The sequence below is a fragment of the Sphingomonas populi genome (genome assembly GCF_004208535.1).
Lineage (GTDB): Bacteria > Pseudomonadota > Alphaproteobacteria > Sphingomonadales > Sphingomonadaceae > Sphingomonas > Sphingomonas populi.
In genome coordinates this window covers 90,054-107,784 of record NZ_SGIS01000015.1, presented here as the reverse complement: position 1 = coordinate 107,784, position 17,731 = coordinate 90,054, and the positions used below count along the sequence as shown (strand labels likewise).

Genomic DNA, 17,731 nt, shown 5'->3' with positions numbered 1-17,731 from the left:
CCCTGCTCAGCAACGATCTTGCAAGATCGCGAAGTCGAACGGCCTCACATCCGCCGCCGGGACGGGGTGGCCACCCCGTCCCGGCAATCGCCAGTATGCACATTTCCAACACACAAGCGAAGTCGAGGGACAAGCCACGAACGCTGTGGCCGGTGTCTCGATTTCGCTCGACACGAACGGGTGTGAGAGCATTGTTAGAGTATAGCCGGCAAAGCCCAGTCGATCGGCTCACGGCCCTGTTCGCGCAGGAAAGCGTTGGCCTTCGAAAACGGCCGGCTCCCGAGGAATCCGTTATGCGCCGACAGCGGCGAGGGATGCGCGGACTTGAGCACCAGATGCCGCCCGCCGCGCGTCACATCTTCGATGAACGCCGCCTTCTTCTGCGCATAGGCGCCCCACAGCAGGAACACGATCGGCTCGGGCGATGCCGCCACAATGCGGATCACCGCATCGGTGAACCGCTCCCAACCACGCCCCTGGTGCGAGGCGGCAGCACCCATCCGCACCGTCAGCACCGAATTGAGCAGCAACACGCCCTGCTTCGCCCAATGCTCCAGAAACCCGTGCCGCGCCGGCGCGATGCCGAGATCGGCCTGCATTTCCTTGTAGATGTTGACGAGGCTCGGCGGCGTCCGCACGCCGGGCTTCACCGAGAAACACAGGCCATGCGCCTGCCCCTCACCATGATAAGGGTCCTGCCCGAGAATGACGACGCGCACCGACGCGGGCGCGGTCAGGTCGAGCGCGCGGAACCACTCGCCGCCCTTGGGGAAGATGCGCGCGCCCGCCGCCTTCTCGGCGACGAGGAAGTCCTTGAGTTCGGCCATATAGGGGCTGTCGAACTCGGCTTGCAGCGCGGTGCGCCACTCGGGATGGAGGGTAATGCGGTCGCTCATCTCGGCGCTTGCTGGCGGATCGCCACCGCGCCTGTCAACACGCAAGCGTCAGCCGGGTTCGCCCATGCGCGCGGGCGGATGTTCGGGATCGAAATCGGCGGTCTTGGCATCGCCGTAGACCGTGTCGGATTCGGGAAGGCCGCCATCCGCTGCGACCGCGGTTGGCGCTGAGATCACCGGCGCGGGAACGAACGCGGGCAGGCGTGCGGTCGAAGCCACCACCCGCAACACGGGCCGCACGTCCGCGCCCGGCGCGGCCAACATGGCTAGATGGGGGATTGCGACCGCGACGACGACGAGGAACCCAGCACCGAGGGCCATTTTATACGACACATGGACGCCTTTTTTTTGCGTCCATATCGGCGACAATCGATTAAGTCACGGTAAAATAATATTTTATACCCGCCATTATAAACATATCTGCATTCGTTACGCCTTCATAACTGACTCGCTTCAGGGGTGGATTTCGATTATGATTGGAGCGTACGATCGAAAGGAACGCAGATGGTTCTCGGGCTTTCGGTACATGCGTTCACCCTGCTCCACGTCGCGATCAGCCTGATCGCGATCGGTGCGGGCATCATCTTCTTCATTGCCGTGTCACGCGGGCGCTGGCCCGGCACCGTCAACGCGGTGTTCCTCGCCTTCACGATCCTGACGAGCGCGACGGGCTTCCTGTTCCCGCCCAAACCGATCGGGCCGCCGCACATCTTTGGCGCGGTGTCGCTCGTGCTGCTCGCGGTCGCGCTATACGCTTTGTATGGTGCCCGGCTCGGCGGCGGGTGGCGGCGAGTCTATCTTGCCACGACGCTGATCGCGCAGTGGCTCAACATGGTGGTGCTGGTGGTGCAGAGCTACCAGAAAATTCCCGCGCTGCACGCGCTCGCCCCGACTGGAGGTGAGCCGGCGGTGCTTCTGTCGCAAACCGCAGTGCTGATCGCGGTCGCGGCAGCGGCATGGATGACGTTGCGCCGCCGCGCCTGACCGGCTGTCGATCGCGACGATCGCCGGTCCTTAGCTCACGCCGCCTTGGTCGCCAGCGACGGGAAACCGGCCTTGAACGCGGCGACCTTGGGCTTATCCCACCGCACGATGTACGGATAGGTCGGGTTCCGGTCGTAGAAATGCTGGTGATAGTCTTCGGCCGGGAAGAAACCGCCGCTCTCCAGCTTGGTCACGATCGGCGCCTTGAACACATGCGCCTGGCCGAGCTGAGCGATATAATCGGCCGCGACCGCGCGCTGCGCCGGGGTCTGCGGGAAGATCGCCGAGCGATAGCTGGTGCCGCTGTCGGGCATCTGCCGGTTGAGCGTGGTCGGATCATGCGCGACCGAGAAATAGACGCGTAGCAGCGTCGCGTAGCTGACCTGCGCGGGATCATAGACGATGCGGATCGCCTCGGCATGGCCGGTGGTCTCGCTGCTCACCTGTTCGTAGGTGGCGGTGCGCGCGGTGCCACCGGCATAGCCCGCCGTCACCGATTTCACGCCTTTGACATGCTCGAACACCGCTTCCATGCCCCAGAAGCAACCGCCCGCCAGCACCGCCACCTGGCTACCGCCGGTCTTGGCGACGTCGTGCAACGCCGCCGGGACCGGCACCGCGCGCTCGGCGCTCGCTGCGCCACCCGAGAGTGCGAAGGTCGCAATGCCAGCGACGCTCAATCCTGCAAGCACGGTCTTCATCGCCAAATTCTCCATGCCACCGATATCGGTGGCACGCGGCGGATTTACACCCCCTCGGCTGAACCCACGCTAAACGCCCCTAGCCCGCATAGGCCTTGACGAGATCGTAGAGATAATCGCGCCCTTCATAGAGCGACTTCACGCCGATCCGCTCGTTCAACCCGTGGATGCCATTGCCATCGGCATCGAAGAACAACCCCGGCGCGCCGTAAACTGGAATGCCGATCGCTTCGAAGAAGATACCGTCGGTCGCGCCGGTCGACATCAGCGGCAGCATCGGCACGCCGGGGAAATGCCGCTCGGCGACCGCCTTGGCCGGTCCGAGGATTTTCAGGTCGAGCGCAGGCGGGATCGCGGTCGGGCGGATCGGCGCGTTGGCGGAGACGGTCACGCTCGGCCCGGCCAGCTCCTTCAGCTTGGCAAGCGTGCCCTCGACCGTCTCGCCGGGGAAGATGCGGCAGTTGATGTTGGCGGTGGCGCGCTGCGGCAGCGCGTTCTCGGCATGGCCGGCCGACAGCAAGGTCGCGACGCAGGTGGTGCGCAGCGTGGAATTGAACGTCTTGTCGCGGGCCAGCAGCGCCGCCGCCTCGGCCTCGTCGGGGTTGGCGAGCAACCGCCGGATCGCGTTGGCCACGGGCGCCGGCGTGGTCGCCGCCATCGCGCTGAAAAAGGCATGCGTGGTGTCGGTGAAGCGTACCGGGAAGCTATACCCCTGCACCGCCTTCAACGCGTCGGCGAGTTGGTAGATCGCATTGTCCACGGTCGGCTGCGAACTGTGGCCGCCGGGGTTGGTGGTGACGAACGTGTAGTTCTGCGCGGCCTTCTCGCCGACCTGGATCGCGAGCACCTCGGGCTTGCCGTTCGCGCCGTAGCGCCCGCCGCCGCCCTCGTTGAGCGCGAACTCGGCGGCGATCAGATCGGGCTTGGTCTTCGCCAGCCACGCCGCCCCGTTGAAGGCATAGGTCGTCTCCTCGCCGCAGGTCAGCGCGAGCTTGATGGTGCGCTTGGGGCGATAGCCCGACTGGCGGAAGCGGATCAAACTGTCCGCCCAGATCGCCGCCATCGATTTGTCGTCGGCAGCGCCGCGCGCGTAATAATAGCCGCCGTCCTCGACCAGCTTGAACGGATCGCGCTGCCAGTCCTCGCGCTTGGCCTCGACCACGTCGAGATGCGCGAGCAGCAGGATCGGCTTCACCGAAGGGTCGCTGCCCGGCAGGATCGCGACCATGCCACCCTCTTTGGGGTGGTCGGGCGCGGAAAACAAAGTGATGTCGCGCGCCGGATAGCCGGCATCCTCGAGCCGCGCCGCGATCTTGGCGGCGGCGTCGGTGCAACTCCCGGTCGAGAGCGTGGTGTTGGTCTCGACCAGCTCCTTGTAGAGCGTGAAGAACGGCTGCTGATCGGGCCGAGCCTGCGCCGACGCGGTCGCCGGAAGCATCGCCGCGCCCAACCCGAGCGCCATCGCCATCCTTCGCATCCGCCCCGCCCCTTTTGGTATAAAAACAAAGGCTAGCGTGCGGCGGGCAGAAAAGTCGAGCGAAACCGCGCAGGCGATACCGCTGCGGGAGGCCTGCGACCCCGGATCATACTCTCGCGTCCCACGACAGCGGGAATCCAGCGCCAAGCAAAACCCCAACCCGCGACGGTCCCGACCCTGTTCTCCCGCTTTCGCGGGAGAACAGGAGTTCGCGGGGGCTCGCCTTCGCCCGACAGGGTGTAAGGTCTACGCGTCGCGTTCGGCGAGCACGCGCTCCCACGCCAGCGCATCGCGGACGATCAGGTCGAGGTCGTCGCGCTGCGGGCGCCAGTCGAGCGCCTTGAGGATCGCGCTGTTGTCGGCGACCAGCGCGGCGGGGTCGCCCGCGCGGCGGCCTTCGATCTTGCGCTCAATATGCACGTTGGTGACACGATCGACCGCGTCGAGCACCTCCAGCACCGAGAAGCCGCGCCCGTAGCCGCAGTTGAGCGTGTGGCTCTTGGCAGGATCGGCGGTGAGCAGGTCGAGCGCGGCGACATGCGCCGCCGCCAGATCGCTAACATGGATGTAATCGCGCACGCCGGTCCCGTCGGGCGTGTCGAAATCGGTGCCGAACACGCCGACCGAGGCGCGCTTGCCGGTCGCCGCCTCGACCGCGACCTTGATGAGATGCGTGGCGCCGGCGGTGGATTGGCCCGAGCGGCCCTGCGGATCGGCGCCCGCGACGTTGAAGTAGCGCAGCGCGCAATAGTTGATCGGGTGTGCCGCCGCCGTATCGCGCAGCATCGCCTCGGTCATCAGCTTGGACATGCCGTAGGGGTTGATCGGCACGGTCGGATCGGTCTCGACCACCGGGATCTTGGTCGGCGTGCCATAGGTCGCCGCCGTCGAGGAGAAGATGAAGTGCGGCACGCCACACGCCACCGCGCTTTCGAGCAAAGCGCGCGTCGCGACGGTGTTGTTGCGATAATATTTGAGCGGATCGCTCACCGATTCAGGCACCACCACCGATCCCGCGAAGTGCATGATCGCCTTGACCCCGTGGTCGCGGATCGCGGCGCGCACCGCATGGTCATCCTCGATGTTCGCCTCGACCAGCATCGCACGCGGATCGACCGCCCAGGCGAACCCGGTCACGAGATTGTCGACCACCACGACGCGATAGCCCGCATCGAGCAGCGCCAACACCGCATGGCTGCCGATATAGCCCGCTCCGCCCGTCACCAGCACCGCGCCGTCGATCATCGAATCACCCCTATGCTGCATCGCACCCGTGCCTGCGCCTACCACCGGAGATTGCGCCGCGCCAATCGCTCCCTATCTTCATTGTAATCAAGAAGGAGCAGATAATGGCGAGCGAAGTCGCGACATTCGCGGGCGGATGTTTCTGGTGTACCGAAGCCGTGTTCGCCGACGTGATCGGCGTGGAGAAGGTCGAGAGCGGCTATATCGGCGGCTCGGTGGCGAACCCGACCTACAAGCAGGTGTGCGGCGGCGATACCGGCCATGCCGAGGCGATCCGCGTCACCTTCGATTCGGATCAGGTTCGCTATGCTGATCTGCTCGACATCTTCTTCGCCACGCACGATCCGACGCAGCTCAACCGCCAGGGCAATGATGTCGGCACGCAATATCGCTCGGCGCTGTTCCCCGCCTCGCCCGACCAGCGCGAGGAAGCGCAGGCCGCGATCGAACGCGCGAGCGCGGACTGGCCCAAGCCGATCGTCACGACGATCGAGCCGGCCTCGCACTGGTATCCGGCCGAGGATTATCATCAGGAATATTGGGAAGGCGAAGGCCAGCGCAATCCCTATTGCCTGGCGGTGATCCCGCCCAAGCTTGCCAAGCTGCGCAAAAGCTTCGCGAAACGCTCCAAAGCCGCCGACGCGACGGCGTAAGCGCGGCGTAATCCTCGTCGCCCCGGCGCAGGCCGGGGCCGCTGGGTTGTGGAACGGTCGTTCCGCCAAATTACGCAACGGCCCCGGCCTGCGCCGGGGCGACGCGCTTCGTTCATGCCCCATTCGTTGGCATTGGCGATAAGCGCGGACCATGACCGCGCCCTCCGCTTCCACCCCACCCCCACACGCCGACCGCGCGCTCAGCGCCTTGCTGATCGTGCAGGCGGTGTCGCTGTTCGTGGCGATCCCGCTATCGGCGCAGCATCCCGGCTGGCATGTCGTGCTCGACGCGGGGCATCTCGTGTTCGCCGCCGTCTCGGTCGCGGTGCTCGCACACAACCGGATGATGCGCGCGCTGCTGCTCGCCGTGCTGGCGGCGCTGGCGGTAGGGCCGATCCTCGGCGAACAGGCGGTCGCGTCGCGCGGCCTCGCCGCAGTCACGATGCACGAATCGATCGCGCTGACCGCGTTCGTGTTCAACGGACTGGTGACGGCGCTGATCGCGCGGCACGTCTTCGGCCCGGGCCGCGTCACCGGCCATCGGTTGCAGGGCGCGGTGCTGGTCTATCTCAACGTCGCGCAACTGTTCGCGATCGCCTATGGCCTGATCGAGACGCGCGCGCCGGGTGCGATCGTCATGTCGGACGGGCTACGCTTCGCCAACCCCGCCAGCGCGCGGACGGCGGCGCTCACCTATTTCAGCCTCGTCACCATCACCACAACCGGCTTCGGCGATATCGTGCCGATGCACCCGATCGCGCGCAGCCTCGTCAATCTCGAATCGGTGTTCGGGCACCTCTTCCCGGCGACGTTGCTCGCCCGGCTGGTCGCGCTGCATCTCGCCCATGCCGATGACCCTTCGGGAAAAGGTGACGTGGGCGCGTAACCACCCTATCTCTGGCCGATGCCCAAGCGTACCCCGCCCGGCCTGCCCACGCGCGAGCAGGTTCTCGACTTCATCACCTCCTCCCCCACGCCTGCCGGCAAGCGCGAGATCGCGCGCGCCTTCGGCCTCAGCGCGCAGGACAAGATCGCGCTCAAGGCGCTGCTCAAGGACATGGCCGACGAGGGGCTGATCGACAGCGCCCCCGGTCGCGCCTTCCACAAGCTCGGCGGTCTGCCCAAGGTCACCGTGCTGCGCATCGCCGATGTCGATGACGGCGGCAACGTCTGGGCGGTGCCCGAGCGCTGGGAGGCGGAAACGCCCGCCCCCCGCCTGCGCGTGCGCGAGCGCAAGCACGGCGCGCTCGGCGTGGGGGATCGCGTGCTGGCGCGCACCGAGGAAGCCTGCAACGGCTGGATCGCACATCCAATGAAAGCTCTAGCGCGCGGCGAGGAACTGATCCTCGGCGTGCTCCACGAAGAGGGCGGCAAGCTCTGGCTGCAAGGCGTCGAGAAGAAGGAACGCCGTGAGTTCCAGGTCTCCGACGCAGGCGGCGCCAAGCCCGGCGATCTCGTGCTGGCGGAAAAGGCAGGCCGCCCGCCGCGCATCACCGCGCGCGTGACCGAGATCCTCGGCGACCCCTTCGCGCCGCGCAGCTTCTCGATGATCGCGATCCACAAACTCGGTATTCCAACAGCCTTCGCCCCCGAGGCCATCGACGAAGCCCACCGCGTCGCCGCGCTTCATATGGGCGAGGATCGTGAAGATCTGCGCCACCTGCCGATCGTCGCAATCGACCCCGCCGATGCGCGCGACCATGACGACGCGGTGTGGGCCGCGCCCGACGACGATTCCGCCAACCCCGGCGGCTGGCAGGCGATCGTCGCGATCGCCGACGTCAGCTTCTACGTCCGCCCCGGCGGCGCGCTCGACAAGGACGCACGGCGGCGCGGCAACAGCGTCTATTTCCCCGACCGCGTCGTACCGATGCTGCCTGAGGAACTGTCGGCGGACATCTGCTCGCTGAAAGAAGGCGTCGATCGCGCGGCACTGGTCTGCCATTTGTGCATCGCCGAGAAGGGCACGCTGACGAGTTGGCGCTTCACGCGCGGCGTAATTCGGGTGGTCGCGAACATCGCCTATGAGGACGCGCAGGCGATCATGGATAGCGCAACCTCCTTCCCTCCCGCATCGCGGGAGGGGTCGGGGGAGGGCCTGTCCCCGCAGACGGACGCGAGCGAGGACACGCCCTCCCCTAGCCCCTCCCGCGAGCGGGAGGGGGATTTGCTGCCGATCCTCACCCCGTTGTGGGGTTGCTGGAAAGCGCTCTCCAAAGCCCGCGCCGCGCGCGCGCCGCTTGATCTCGATCTCCCCGAACGCCGGGTGATGCTCGACGAGAAGGGCCGCATCCTCTCGGTCGCGCCGCGCGAGCGGCTCGACGCGCATATGCTGATCGAGGATTACATGATCGCCGCCAACGTCGCCGCCGCCAAGGCGCTCGAGGCGAAGAAGGCGCCGGTGATGTACCGCGTCCATGAGCCGCCCAGCCGCGAGAAGCTCGTCGCGCTCAAGGATTATCTCAAGACCTTCGGCGTCGAGTTCGCGCTCGGCCAGGTCGTGCGGCCCGGCACGTTCAACCATATCCTCGACAAGCTGGGTGACGCGGATTTCCGCCCGCAAATCATGGAGCAGGTGCTGCGCACGCAGACCCAGGCCTATTACGCGCCGGGCAACCACGGCCATTTCGGCCTCGCGCTCGGGTCTTACGCACATTTCACCTCACCGATCCGGCGCTATGCCGATCTGCTCGTCCACCGTTCGCTGGTCGATGCGTACAAGCTCGGGCCCGGCGGGCTGACCGAGGGCGAGGCGGCGGCAATGGAGAAGATCGGTCAGTCGATCTCGATGCTGGAACGCCGCGCGATGGAGGCCGAGCGCGACACGATCGACCGCTATGTCGCCGCCTTCCTGGCGACCCGCATCGGCGAGATCGTCGATGTGCGGATCACCGGCGTGGCGAGTTTCGGCTTCTTCGCCACGGTCGAGGGGATCGGCGGCGACGGGTTGATGCCGGTGCGCGATCTCGGCCGCGAATATTTCCGTTACGACGACGCCGGCAAGCGGCTGGTCGGCGAAGATACCGGCACCGAATATGCCAGCGGTATGCGGCTGAAGTTGCGGCTGGCCGAGTCGAATCCGGTCTCGGGCGCTCTCCGCTTCGAGATGGTCGAGGGCGAAAGCCGCCCCGCCCGCGAGGACCGCGCCGGCCCGCGCGTCATCAAGCGGCGCGGGCGTCCCGCGAACATCCGCCATCAGGGCAAACGCCGCTGATGGTCGCCACGCCCGCCTGGCCACCGCAATCGACGCCGCGGCTGTTTGTCGAACAGCCGCTCGGCCCCGGCCAGATCCGTATCGAGGGCGCGCAGGCGCATTATCTCGTCTCGGTGATGCGGACCAAGGTGGGCGATCCGGTCAAGCTGTTCGATGGCGTGTCGGGGGAGTGGCTCGGGGTGGCGAGCATGGTCGGCAAACGCGATCTGCTGCTCGACGTGACCGAGCGGCTGCGCGAGCGCGAACATGTGCCCGATCTGTGGCTTTGCGCCGCGCCGCTCAAGAAGGGCCGGGTCGATTGGCTCGTCGAGAAAGCCTGCGAGCTTGGTGTCGCGCGGCTGATGCCGACGCTGACGCGGCGCACCGTAGTCGATCGGCTCAACCTCGAACGGCTGCGCGCGCATATGGTCGAGGCGGCGGAGCAATGCGGCCGCACCGCCGTCCCCGATCTCGCCGAGCCGGTGAAGCTCAGCGGCCTGCTGCGCGACTGGCCCGAGGACCGCACCTTGTTCTTCGCCGACGAGGCCGGCGGCGTGCCCGCGCTGGCGGCGATGCAGGCGGGCGGCGCGGCGGCGGCGATCCTGATCGGCCCCGAGGGCGGTTTCGACGACGCCGAACGCGACGCGATCCGCGCGCTGCCGCAAGCGATCGGCATATCGCTCGGCCCGCGCATCCTGCGCGCCGACACGGCGGCGGCGGCGGCGGTGAGTCTGTGGATGGCGGCAAAGGGGGATTGGTGATTCGCGGCGAAGGCGCGTCCACGCGCCGCTGCGCACCAGCGCATCGCCGCGAACGGCCGGCGGGTCAGGCGAAGCCCTGAACCCGGCCGACGGCTTTGCCGTCGGCGCATGACTGCCGCACGAGACCCCAGCTTGCGCTGGGGTGACGATAGCATGGATTCTGTACCGATCGTTTCGCCACCCTCTAGCGCCGCCCTCCACGCCCCGCTAAGGCGCGGCGATGAGCACCAAGACCGCCTCTTCCGCCAAGCACGCGGTCATCGAGCACCGCGACCAGTTGATCGCGAGTTTCGCCAAGGGCGAAAAGCCGAAGGACCGCTGGCGGATCGGCACCGAGCACGAGAAGTTCGTCTACGCGCTCTCCGATCATCATGCGCCGAGCTATGACGAAAAGGGTGGCATCCGCGATTTGCTGATGGGCCTCCAGCGCTTCGGCTGGGAGCCGGTGATCGAGAACGGGAACGTTATCGCGATGTCGGGCGCGGACGGCAGCCTCAGCCTCGAACCCGCCGGCCAGTTCGAACTCTCGGGCGCGCCGCTCGACAGCCTCCACCAGACTTGCGCTGAGACCGGCCGCCATCTCGAACAGGTCAAGGCAGTTGGCGACGAGCTCGGCATCGGCTTCCTCGGGCTCGGCATGTGGCCCGACAAAACCCGCGCCGAGCTGCCGATCATGCCCAAGGGCCGCTATGCGATCATGCTGCGCCACATGCCGCGCGTCGGCAGCATGGGGCTCGACATGATGCTGCGCACCTGCACCATCCAGGTCAATCTCGACTATGCGAGCGAGGCCGACATGGTGAAGAAGTTCCGCGTCGGCCTCGCGCTGCAACCGCTCGCGACCGCGCTGTTCGCCAATTCGCCCTTCACCGAAGGCAAGCCTAACGGCATGCTCTCGTACCGCAGCCATATCTGGTCGGACACCGATCCGGCGCGCACCGGCATGCTGCCGTTCGTGTTCGAGGACGGCTTCGGCTACGAGCGCTACGCCGAATATGCGCTCGATGTGCCGATGTACTTCGTCTACCGCGAAGGCAAGTATATCGACGCTGCCGGGCTGAGCTTCCGCGATTTCCTCAAGGGCGAGCTGTCGGTGCTGCCCGGCGAACTGCCGACCATCGACGACTGGAACGATCACCTTTCGACCGCCTTCCCCGAAGTGCGGCTCAAGACCTTCCTGGAGATGCGCGGTGCCGATGGCGGGCCGTGGGGCCGGATCTGCGCGCTGCCGGCCTTGTGGGTCGGGCTGCTCTACGACGATGCCGCGCTCGACGCTGCGTGGGACGTGGTCAAGCATTGGACGATGGAAGAGCGCGAGACGCTACGCTCGTCGGTGCCCAAGCTCGGCCTCGATGCGCCGATCGCGGGCGGACGACGCTTGCGCGACATCGCCGGCGACGTGCTCGACATTTCCCATGCCGGCCTATCGGCGCGCGCGCGGCTCGATGCGGGCGGCAGCAACGAAACCGGCTTCCTCGACCCGCTGCGCGAGATCGTTCGGAGCGGCAAGGTGCCGGCGGAAGTGCTGCTCGAAAAGTATCACGGCGCCTGGGGCGGCGATGTCAGCCGGGTGTACGAGGATATGAAGTTCTAGGCGCTCCGCCGACCCGCTACCCAGCCGAAGAAGCGTGGCACCGCGCCATTGCGCGCCATCCACTCCGAATAGGCGCGGTAGTCCGGGTCCATGCCGAGATGCCGTTCCTCGGTCTTCGCGCGCCAGTAATAGACGCCAGCCGTCACCGCCATCAGCCCGGTCGCGCGCACTGCGTCCACCCAGTTGCCCGTCGTGAGGAACGGCAAAGTCGAGATGAACCAGAACAAGTTCTTCGACAGATAGGCCGGGTGCCGCGTGAAGCGGTACGGCCCGTGCGTCAGGATGCCGCGATGCGTGAGGTTCGAGAAGCGCAGGCCGAACGCCACCGTCGCCCAGGCGTAGATTGCGGTCAGCGCGACCAGCACCGCGCCGGTCGCGGCGAGCAGGACCGGGTGCCCGCCCAGCCAGATCGTCCAGCCGTCCGGCCCGCGCGTGCCGGGATGGTAATCGAGCACACCGCCGTCGGCCATCAGCACGAACGGCGGATAGCAGATCAGCGCCGCCGTCCACGCCGCCGCGAACGGGTTGGCGCTGCGGATGTGCGAATCGAGCGGGCGCAGCGTCAGGATGTAGCCGACCGTCGCGAAGGCGACGTCGATCACGAACATGAAGGTGATGAGCCAGTTGGCAAGCGCGACCGGATCGTGGAGGACCAGCCCCGTGTCGGCGCGGATGAAGTCACCGAAGCCGGGCGGCACGATCGCCAGCATGAAGGCGAGGAAGAAGCCCTTCACCGCCCAGCTCCGCAGATGCGCGTAGATCGCTTGCACGGAGATCGGCTCATCGAGGCCCATCAACCACGCGCCGAGCGCCCACGCACCATCCCTGGGTTCGACCAGATAGCGGTCCAGCACCAGCACATAGGGGATCGACGCAGCGAACAGCACCGGCGCGGCGATGCCGAGGCACCCCATCGCGAAGCTGTAATTCCCCTCCCAATAGAAGCGTTCCAGCCCATAAACCACGCCGATTCCCGCCCAGGTGAGCCACAGCCCCGCGAGTTTGGTCAGGCTGATCTCATAGGTTTCACGCAGAGGCTTGGCGGCCGACCAGTCGATCCCGGTCGAGGGATTGCGGTGAACCTTGTCGACGAACACCGACCACACCACCATCGGCAGCCCGCACGCGACGACGTTCAGCAGCGCCGCATACGGCCCGTCCATGCCGTAGGTTCGCGCGAGCGCCACCCACAGCAACAGTCCGGCCAGGCCGGCCAGCCCGCAGCCGGTGCTCACCGCAGACCGCGGCCGGGGATCGGCGAGACGCGCGGCGCGCGCGAGGTCGGTATCGTGAAACATCATCGCGGCGTGTAGCGCGGCAAGGGTTAGCGCCGCGTAAAGCTCTTCGAGGGTGCTTGCACAGCCGGCGGCTTGCCGGTATCTCCCCGCGCAACGCGGGTATAGTACAATGGTAGTACAGCAGCCTTCCAAGCTGAATACACGGGTTCGATTCCCGTTACCCGCTCCACCTTTTCCGGTAGAGCCACACGCATGACCGCCATCTCCTTCGCCGAGGCGAGGCGGCAGATCGTCGCGGTTGGGCGCTGGCTCGACGGCAAGGGCTGGGCGCCGGCAACCTCGGGCAATTATTCGGTGCGGCTCGACGACGGCAGTTTCGCGGTCACCGTGTCGGGGCGGCACAAGGGGCGGCTGAGCGAGGACGACGTGATGCGCGTCTCCGCCGATGGCGCGTCGCTCGACGGCAAAAGGCCCTCGGCGGAAACCGCGCTGCACCTCGCCCTCTACCGATCGTTCCCGGAAGCGGGCGCGGTACTGCACAGCCACAGCCCGGATAGCGTCGGGCTGAGCCGCGCGGTGGCGGGCGATGGCTTCACCTTCACCGGGCATGAGATGCTCAAGGCGCTCCCGGGCAATGTTACGCACGATGCCTCCGTGGTCCTGCCGATCGTCGACAACAGCCAGGACATGGCGGTGATCGATGCCGCGATCACGCCCGCGTTGCTGGCGGCGGGCGCACCGCCGGCCTATCTTATCCGCAGCCACGGCCTGTACGGCTGGGGCAGCGACATGGCGGAGGCCGAGCGCGTGATCGAAGCGATCGAGTTCATGGTCGCGACCGAACGCGCCGAGAGGAGTTTCAGGGCATGAGCCGCTTGCAGGTGTTCGACGAGGCCGATGGCGCCACCGCGCTGCTCGGTACCGAGGACGGCGCGCGGATCGCCGCCGAACTGGCGCTGGTCGGCGTGCGGTTCGAGCGCTGGGCGACACGCGAAACCGGCGGCGCCGACATCCTCACCGCGTATGCGCCCGAGATCGCGCGGCTCAAGGCGGAGGGCGGCTATCTCTCGGTCGACACGATCACGATGACCGCCGACCATCCCGAGCGCGCCACGCTGCGGCAGAAGTTCCTGTCCGAACATACCCACGGCGAGGACGAAGTGCGTTTCTTCGTCGCTGGCGAAGGGCTGTTCACGCTCCACGCGGGCGGCCGCGTGTTCAACATGCTCTGTACGCAGGGCGATCTCATCTCGGTGCCGGCGGGCATGCCGCACTGGTTCGACATGGGGCCAGCCCCGAGCTTCACCGCGATCCGGCTGTTCCGCAACCCCGATGGCTGGATCGCGCGCTTCACCGGCGACGCCATCGCCGAGCGCTTCCCGCGCCACGAACCGGCGACCGCGTGAGAGCGATCCTCACCGATATCGAGGGCACCACGACGAGCCTGTCGTTCGTCGCGGACATACTGTTCCCCTATGCGCGCGCGCATCTGCCGGCGTATGTGGCGGCACACCCGGCGGAAGCCGCGCCAATCCTCGCTGAAGTCGAAGCGGCTGAGCCCGGCGATCCGATCGCCACGCTGCTGCGCTGGATCGACGAGGACCGCAAGGCGACCCCGCTCAAGACGCTGCAGGGCATGATCTGGGCGGACGGCTATGCGAGCGGCGCTTTCACCGGCCATGTCTATGCCGATGCGGTGGCGGCGCTGCGGCGCTGGCATGCGGCGGGGGTGGCGCTGTACGTGTTCTCCTCCGGCTCGGTCGCTGCGCAGAAGCTGCTGTTCGGGTACAGCGATGCGGGCGATCTGACGCCGCTGTTCTCAGGCTATTTCGACACGACGACCGGGCCAAAGCGCGAAGCGGCGTCCTATGCGAAGATCGCCGACGCGATCGGCGTTGCGGCCGATGAAGTGCTGTTCCTGTCCGACATCGCGGAGGAGATCGCCGCGGCGCGGAGTGCCGGGATGGAGGCGCTGCTGATCGACCGCGCCGGCGGCGCTGGCGATATCGCGACGTTCGACGAGGTATCCGTTTGAGAAACACTGAACCCGTTCCCCCGCGAAAGCGGGGGTCCAGAGCCAAGCAGCGATGCCGTTCTTGGCTCTGGACCCCCGCTTTCGCGGGGGAACGGGTGGAGGGAATAGCAACATGATCCTCGAAAACACGCATCAACGCTCGATCACCCGTACCGCCGACGGCAAGGGCGCGCGCATCCTCGACCAGCGGCGGTTACCGTGGGAGATCGTCTGGGTCGAGCTTCGCTCGGCGCGCGACGCAGAGATCGCCATCCGCGAGATGTGGACGCGCGGCGCGCCGCTGATCGGCGCCACCGCAGCCTATGGCCTAGCGATGGCGCTCGCCCAGGATGGTTCGGACGCAAGCCTCGACGCCGCCTTCACGCTGCTCGCTGAGGCGCGGCCGACCGCGGTCAACCTGCGCTGGGCTTTGGAACAGGTCGCCGAAGCGGTGCGCCCACTCGCGCCCGGCGACCGCGCGCACGCCGCGTTCGCGCGCGCCGATGCGATCTGCGACGAGGATGTCGCGCTCAACAAGGCGATCGGCGAGCACGGCCTCGCGCTGCTGCGCGATCTGCACGCCAGGCACCCCGATCGCCCGCTCAACATCCTCACCCATTGCAATGCCGGCTGGCTGGCCACGGTCGATTACGGCACCGCGACGGCGCCGATCTATCTCGCGCACGATGCCGGCATTCCAGTCCACGTCTGGGTCGACGAGACTCGCCCGCGCAACCAGGGCGCTTTGCTGACCGCGTTCGAGTTAGCCGGGCATGGCGTTCCACACACCGTCATCGCCGACAATGCCGGCGGGCACCTGATGATGCGGGGGCAAGTCGATGCGGTGATCGTCGGCACCGATCGCGTCACCGCGAACGGCGACGTCTGCAACAAGATCGGCACCTATCTGAAGGCGCTCGCCGCGCACGACAACGCCGTGCCGTTCTACGTCGCGCTGCCCTACACGACCTTCGATGCGAACACCGCGACCGGCGCCGACATCCCGATCGAGGAGCGTGAGCAGGCCGAGGTGACGCATGTCACAGGCGAAGGCGGCAGAATCCGCGTCACCGCGTCGTCCGCCGCCAATCCAGCGTTCGACGTGACGCCGGCGCGGCTGGTAACCGGCTATCTCACCGAGCGGGGGCTGCTCGACCGGATTTGACCTCCACGCCCGGCAGAGTTCGTCACCCCCAGCGCAAGCTGGGGTCTTCCACTAAATTCGCCCCACAAAGACCCCCAGCGTGCGCTGGGGTGACGTAAGGAGAAACCGCTACGCCACCTGCTCCACCGGCAATCGCACATCCGGCTCCGGCGCGAGCGTGCGAACCTTGACCGAAAAGCCGTCAGCGCCAACGCGAATCTCGTTGAACGACGGCGGCGTCTCGCGGGTGCGTTCCGATAGCGTCCCCGCGCCGATCAGCCGGATCGGGTGGCCGTCGATGTCGTGGGCGATATCGAACGGATCGTGGACATGCCCCGTCAGCACCGCGTCCGCCCCGGCCTCGGCGAGCGCCTGCAACGCCTCGGCACCGCGATGCGTCTGCGCGGACATGCGCGTGTGCGGCTCGATCAGCGGGTGGTGGCAGGCGATGAAGACGCGGGTATCCGGCCGGGCCGCGCGGACCAGCGCGAGCGTCTTGGCGAGTTCACCTCGCGCGACATAGCCCTTCGACCAGTTGAACCGCCACTGGAAGCGTGCGGTCGTCACCATCGGCACGATCGTCACGCCGGGCAGTTCGAGCGGCTGTTCGATCATCCGCTCCACCGAAGCATAGCGCTGATACGGACGGAAGAACCGCTCAAACAGATTGAAATAGGGCAGATCGTGATTGCCGACTTCGACCGTCACCGGCACGCCAAGCCCCTGCAACCAGGCGAGACCATCGGCGAACTCGCGGCGGCGCGCCCTGATCGTCAGATCGCCGGTCATCACGACCGCATCGGGCTGCTCCTTGTGGACGACGTCATTGAACCACGCGATCGCCTCGCGGTCCTCCCGGCCGAAATGCACGTCGCTGACGTGGAACAGTCGGATCATCGCATTTCCCCGGTTAACCTGCCTTCAGCGTACGAACGAACATCTTCCTCGTCTCGCCGCCACAAATCTCCGTGGCGGGGTCGAGCATCACCGGCTCGCCATCGAACAAGGCGAGGACAGGCTTGCGGCTGCCGATGCGGAAGCGCTCGGCGAACACTTGCGTCACCGCACGCGCCGCGACCCAGTCGCCGGTCAGCCACTCCCAGCCGAGCGCCGCGATCGAGCGGAAATCGCGCGCATCGACTGCGGCGATATCGAGCCGTTCCTTGCCCGGTCGCACAAACACTGCCTGCGCGTGATGCTCGAGCCCCGGCACGCCCTCCAGCCGGATGCCGCGCGAGAAGGTGCGCCGTATCCCGTGCCGCAGCGCGCGCACGAGCCCGCGCAGCTTGCCCGACCGCACCAGTTCGCGCGCGTGGACCCAGCTCGTCGCCGGGCCGAGGATCAGCCCGACCAGCGCGCGGTGCCGCCCGGCCTCGACGAACGGCAGCGACACGATCTCGCCGCGCTCGTGCGCGGCATGGATAATCGTGGCGGGGTCGGCAGCGCCGTGCAGTTCCTTGGCGAGCAGGTTCATCGTGCCGCCCGGCAGGATCAGGATCGCGCCGTCCCATTTGGCGAGCGCGCAGACGGCGGCGTTGATCGTGCCGTCGCCCGCGAACAGCACGACGGTATCGGCGCCGGCCGCGTCGAGCGCGTCCCCGGTCGGCAGGTCGTCCTTGGGGAATGCGGTGCGGCCGACCAGCGCCAGCCCACGCTCCTCGAACACCGCGACGAGCGCATCGACCTTGGCGCCGGTGGCCGAGCCGGACGCGGGGTTGGTGATGAACCAGATGCTCTTCATGCCGCGCCAACGCGCGGAGGCGAAAAAGGCCCCATTCGGTGAACCTCTCCCGAAGGCGGAGGGAGAAAAAGGGCTGTGCTTCTGGCTTGC

General features: G+C 67.1%; 18 protein-coding genes and 1 tRNA gene. 11 read left to right on the top strand and 8 right to left on the bottom strand.

Annotation, left to right across the window (positions count from 1 at the left end; translation table 11 throughout):
* Positions 1-194 precede the first annotated feature (194 nt).
* Together ung and EWE75_RS11610 are read right to left on the bottom strand one after the other, a co-directional pair.
* Entirely contained in the window at positions 195-896 is a 702-nt protein-coding gene (ung, locus tag EWE75_RS11615; RefSeq protein WP_130157577.1) for a uracil-DNA glycosylase, read from the bottom strand.
* A gap of 48 nt (positions 897-944) precedes the next feature.
* Complete coding sequence (locus EWE75_RS11610) at positions 945-1,217, bottom strand: hypothetical protein (RefSeq protein ID WP_130157575.1); 273 nt, start codon at positions 1,215-1,217, stop codon at positions 945-947.
* Positions 1,218-1,400: 183 nt separating this feature from the next.
* Here EWE75_RS11610 and EWE75_RS11605 point away from each other — a divergent pair, with 183 nt between their 5' ends.
* Positions 1,401-1,880, top strand: a complete 480-nt coding sequence (locus EWE75_RS11605) for a hypothetical protein (protein ID WP_130157573.1) — start codon at positions 1,401-1,403, stop codon at positions 1,878-1,880.
* 35 nt (positions 1,881-1,915) lie between these two features.
* Here the strand turns inward: EWE75_RS11605 and msrA (EWE75_RS11600) are convergent, their stop codons facing one another.
* The 3 genes from msrA (EWE75_RS11600) to galE form a co-directional block, all read right to left on the bottom strand.
* Positions 1,916-2,581 carry a peptide-methionine (S)-S-oxide reductase MsrA gene (msrA, locus tag EWE75_RS11600; RefSeq protein WP_130157571.1) on the bottom strand — a complete coding sequence of 222 codons (666 nt, stop codon included), beginning with the start codon at positions 2,579-2,581 and terminating at the stop codon, positions 1,916-1,918.
* 79 nt (positions 2,582-2,660) lie between these two features.
* Entirely contained in the window at positions 2,661-4,058 is a 1,398-nt protein-coding gene (locus EWE75_RS11595; protein ID WP_130157569.1) for a M20/M25/M40 family metallo-hydrolase, read from the bottom strand.
* A gap of 246 nt (positions 4,059-4,304) precedes the next feature.
* The gene (galE, locus tag EWE75_RS11590) at positions 4,305-5,303 is read right to left on the bottom strand and encodes a UDP-glucose 4-epimerase GalE (protein ID WP_130157567.1); all 999 of its coding nucleotides are present in this window, start codon (positions 5,301-5,303) and stop codon (positions 4,305-4,307) included.
* A gap of 104 nt (positions 5,304-5,407) precedes the next feature.
* On the opposite strand from galE, the gene msrA (EWE75_RS11585) reads away from it, so the two are divergent.
* The 5 genes from msrA (EWE75_RS11585) (at position 5,408) to EWE75_RS11565 (ending at position 11,504) form a co-directional block, all read left to right on the top strand.
* Positions 5,408-5,956 (top strand): peptide-methionine (S)-S-oxide reductase MsrA, encoded by a 549-nt coding sequence (gene msrA, locus EWE75_RS11585; RefSeq protein ID WP_130157565.1) that lies wholly within the window; start codon positions 5,408-5,410, stop codon positions 5,954-5,956.
* A gap of 151 nt (positions 5,957-6,107) precedes the next feature.
* Positions 6,108-6,842, top strand: a complete 735-nt coding sequence (locus EWE75_RS11580) for a potassium channel family protein (protein ID WP_130157563.1) — start codon at positions 6,108-6,110, stop codon at positions 6,840-6,842.
* 18 nt (positions 6,843-6,860) lie between these two features.
* Positions 6,861-9,170: a ribonuclease R family protein gene (locus EWE75_RS11575; protein ID WP_130157561.1), complete on the top strand. Its 2,310-nt coding sequence runs from the start codon at positions 6,861-6,863 to the stop codon at positions 9,168-9,170.
* Positions 9,170-9,910 (top strand): 16S rRNA (uracil(1498)-N(3))-methyltransferase, encoded by a 741-nt coding sequence (locus EWE75_RS11570; RefSeq protein ID WP_130157559.1) that lies wholly within the window; start codon positions 9,170-9,172, stop codon positions 9,908-9,910. The genes EWE75_RS11575 and EWE75_RS11570 overlap by 1 nt, the downstream gene beginning before the upstream one ends.
* Positions 9,911-10,130: 220 nt before the next feature.
* Positions 10,131-11,504, top strand: coding sequence for a glutamate--cysteine ligase (locus EWE75_RS11565; RefSeq protein ID WP_130157557.1), 1,374 nt, complete (start codon positions 10,131-10,133; stop codon positions 11,502-11,504).
* Here EWE75_RS11565 and EWE75_RS11560 read toward each other — a convergent pair.
* A complete protein-coding gene (locus EWE75_RS11560; RefSeq protein WP_165388355.1) occupies positions 11,501-12,802 on the bottom strand; it encodes a methyltransferase family protein in 1,302 nt (433 codons plus the stop codon). The two genes, EWE75_RS11565 and EWE75_RS11560, sit on opposite strands and share 4 nt — an antisense overlap.
* A gap of 95 nt (positions 12,803-12,897) precedes the next feature.
* On the opposite strand from EWE75_RS11560, the gene EWE75_RS11555 reads away from it, so the two are divergent.
* From EWE75_RS11555 to mtnA, 5 genes are all read left to right on the top strand, one after another.
* Positions 12,898-12,971: transfer RNA gene (locus tag EWE75_RS11555), tRNA-Gly, on the top strand.
* A gap of 23 nt (positions 12,972-12,994) precedes the next feature.
* Positions 12,995-13,612 (top strand): methylthioribulose 1-phosphate dehydratase, encoded by a 618-nt coding sequence (locus EWE75_RS11550; protein ID WP_130157555.1) that lies wholly within the window; start codon positions 12,995-12,997, stop codon positions 13,610-13,612.
* Complete coding sequence (locus EWE75_RS11545; RefSeq protein ID WP_130157552.1) at positions 13,609-14,148, top strand: 1,2-dihydroxy-3-keto-5-methylthiopentene dioxygenase; 540 nt, start codon at positions 13,609-13,611, stop codon at positions 14,146-14,148. Before EWE75_RS11550 ends, EWE75_RS11545 begins: the two co-directional genes overlap by 4 nt.
* Positions 14,145-14,777, top strand: a complete 633-nt coding sequence (gene mtnC, locus EWE75_RS11540; protein ID WP_130157550.1) for an acireductone synthase — start codon at positions 14,145-14,147, stop codon at positions 14,775-14,777. The genes EWE75_RS11545 and mtnC overlap by 4 nt, the downstream gene beginning before the upstream one ends.
* A 112-nt stretch (positions 14,778-14,889) precedes the next feature.
* Complete coding sequence (gene mtnA / locus EWE75_RS11535) at positions 14,890-15,921, top strand: S-methyl-5-thioribose-1-phosphate isomerase (protein ID WP_130157548.1); 1,032 nt, start codon at positions 14,890-14,892, stop codon at positions 15,919-15,921.
* Between the two features lie 108 nt (positions 15,922-16,029).
* Here the strand turns inward: mtnA and EWE75_RS11530 are convergent, their stop codons facing one another.
* Both EWE75_RS11530 and EWE75_RS11525 read right to left on the bottom strand, forming a co-directional pair.
* Entirely contained in the window at positions 16,030-16,797 is a 768-nt protein-coding gene (locus EWE75_RS11530; RefSeq protein WP_130157546.1) for a metallophosphoesterase family protein, read from the bottom strand.
* Between the two features lie 13 nt (positions 16,798-16,810).
* Positions 16,811-17,641 carry a diacylglycerol/lipid kinase family protein gene (locus EWE75_RS11525; RefSeq protein ID WP_130157544.1) on the bottom strand — a complete coding sequence of 277 codons (831 nt, stop codon included), beginning with the start codon at positions 17,639-17,641 and terminating at the stop codon, positions 16,811-16,813.
* Positions 17,642-17,731 lie beyond the last annotated feature (90 nt).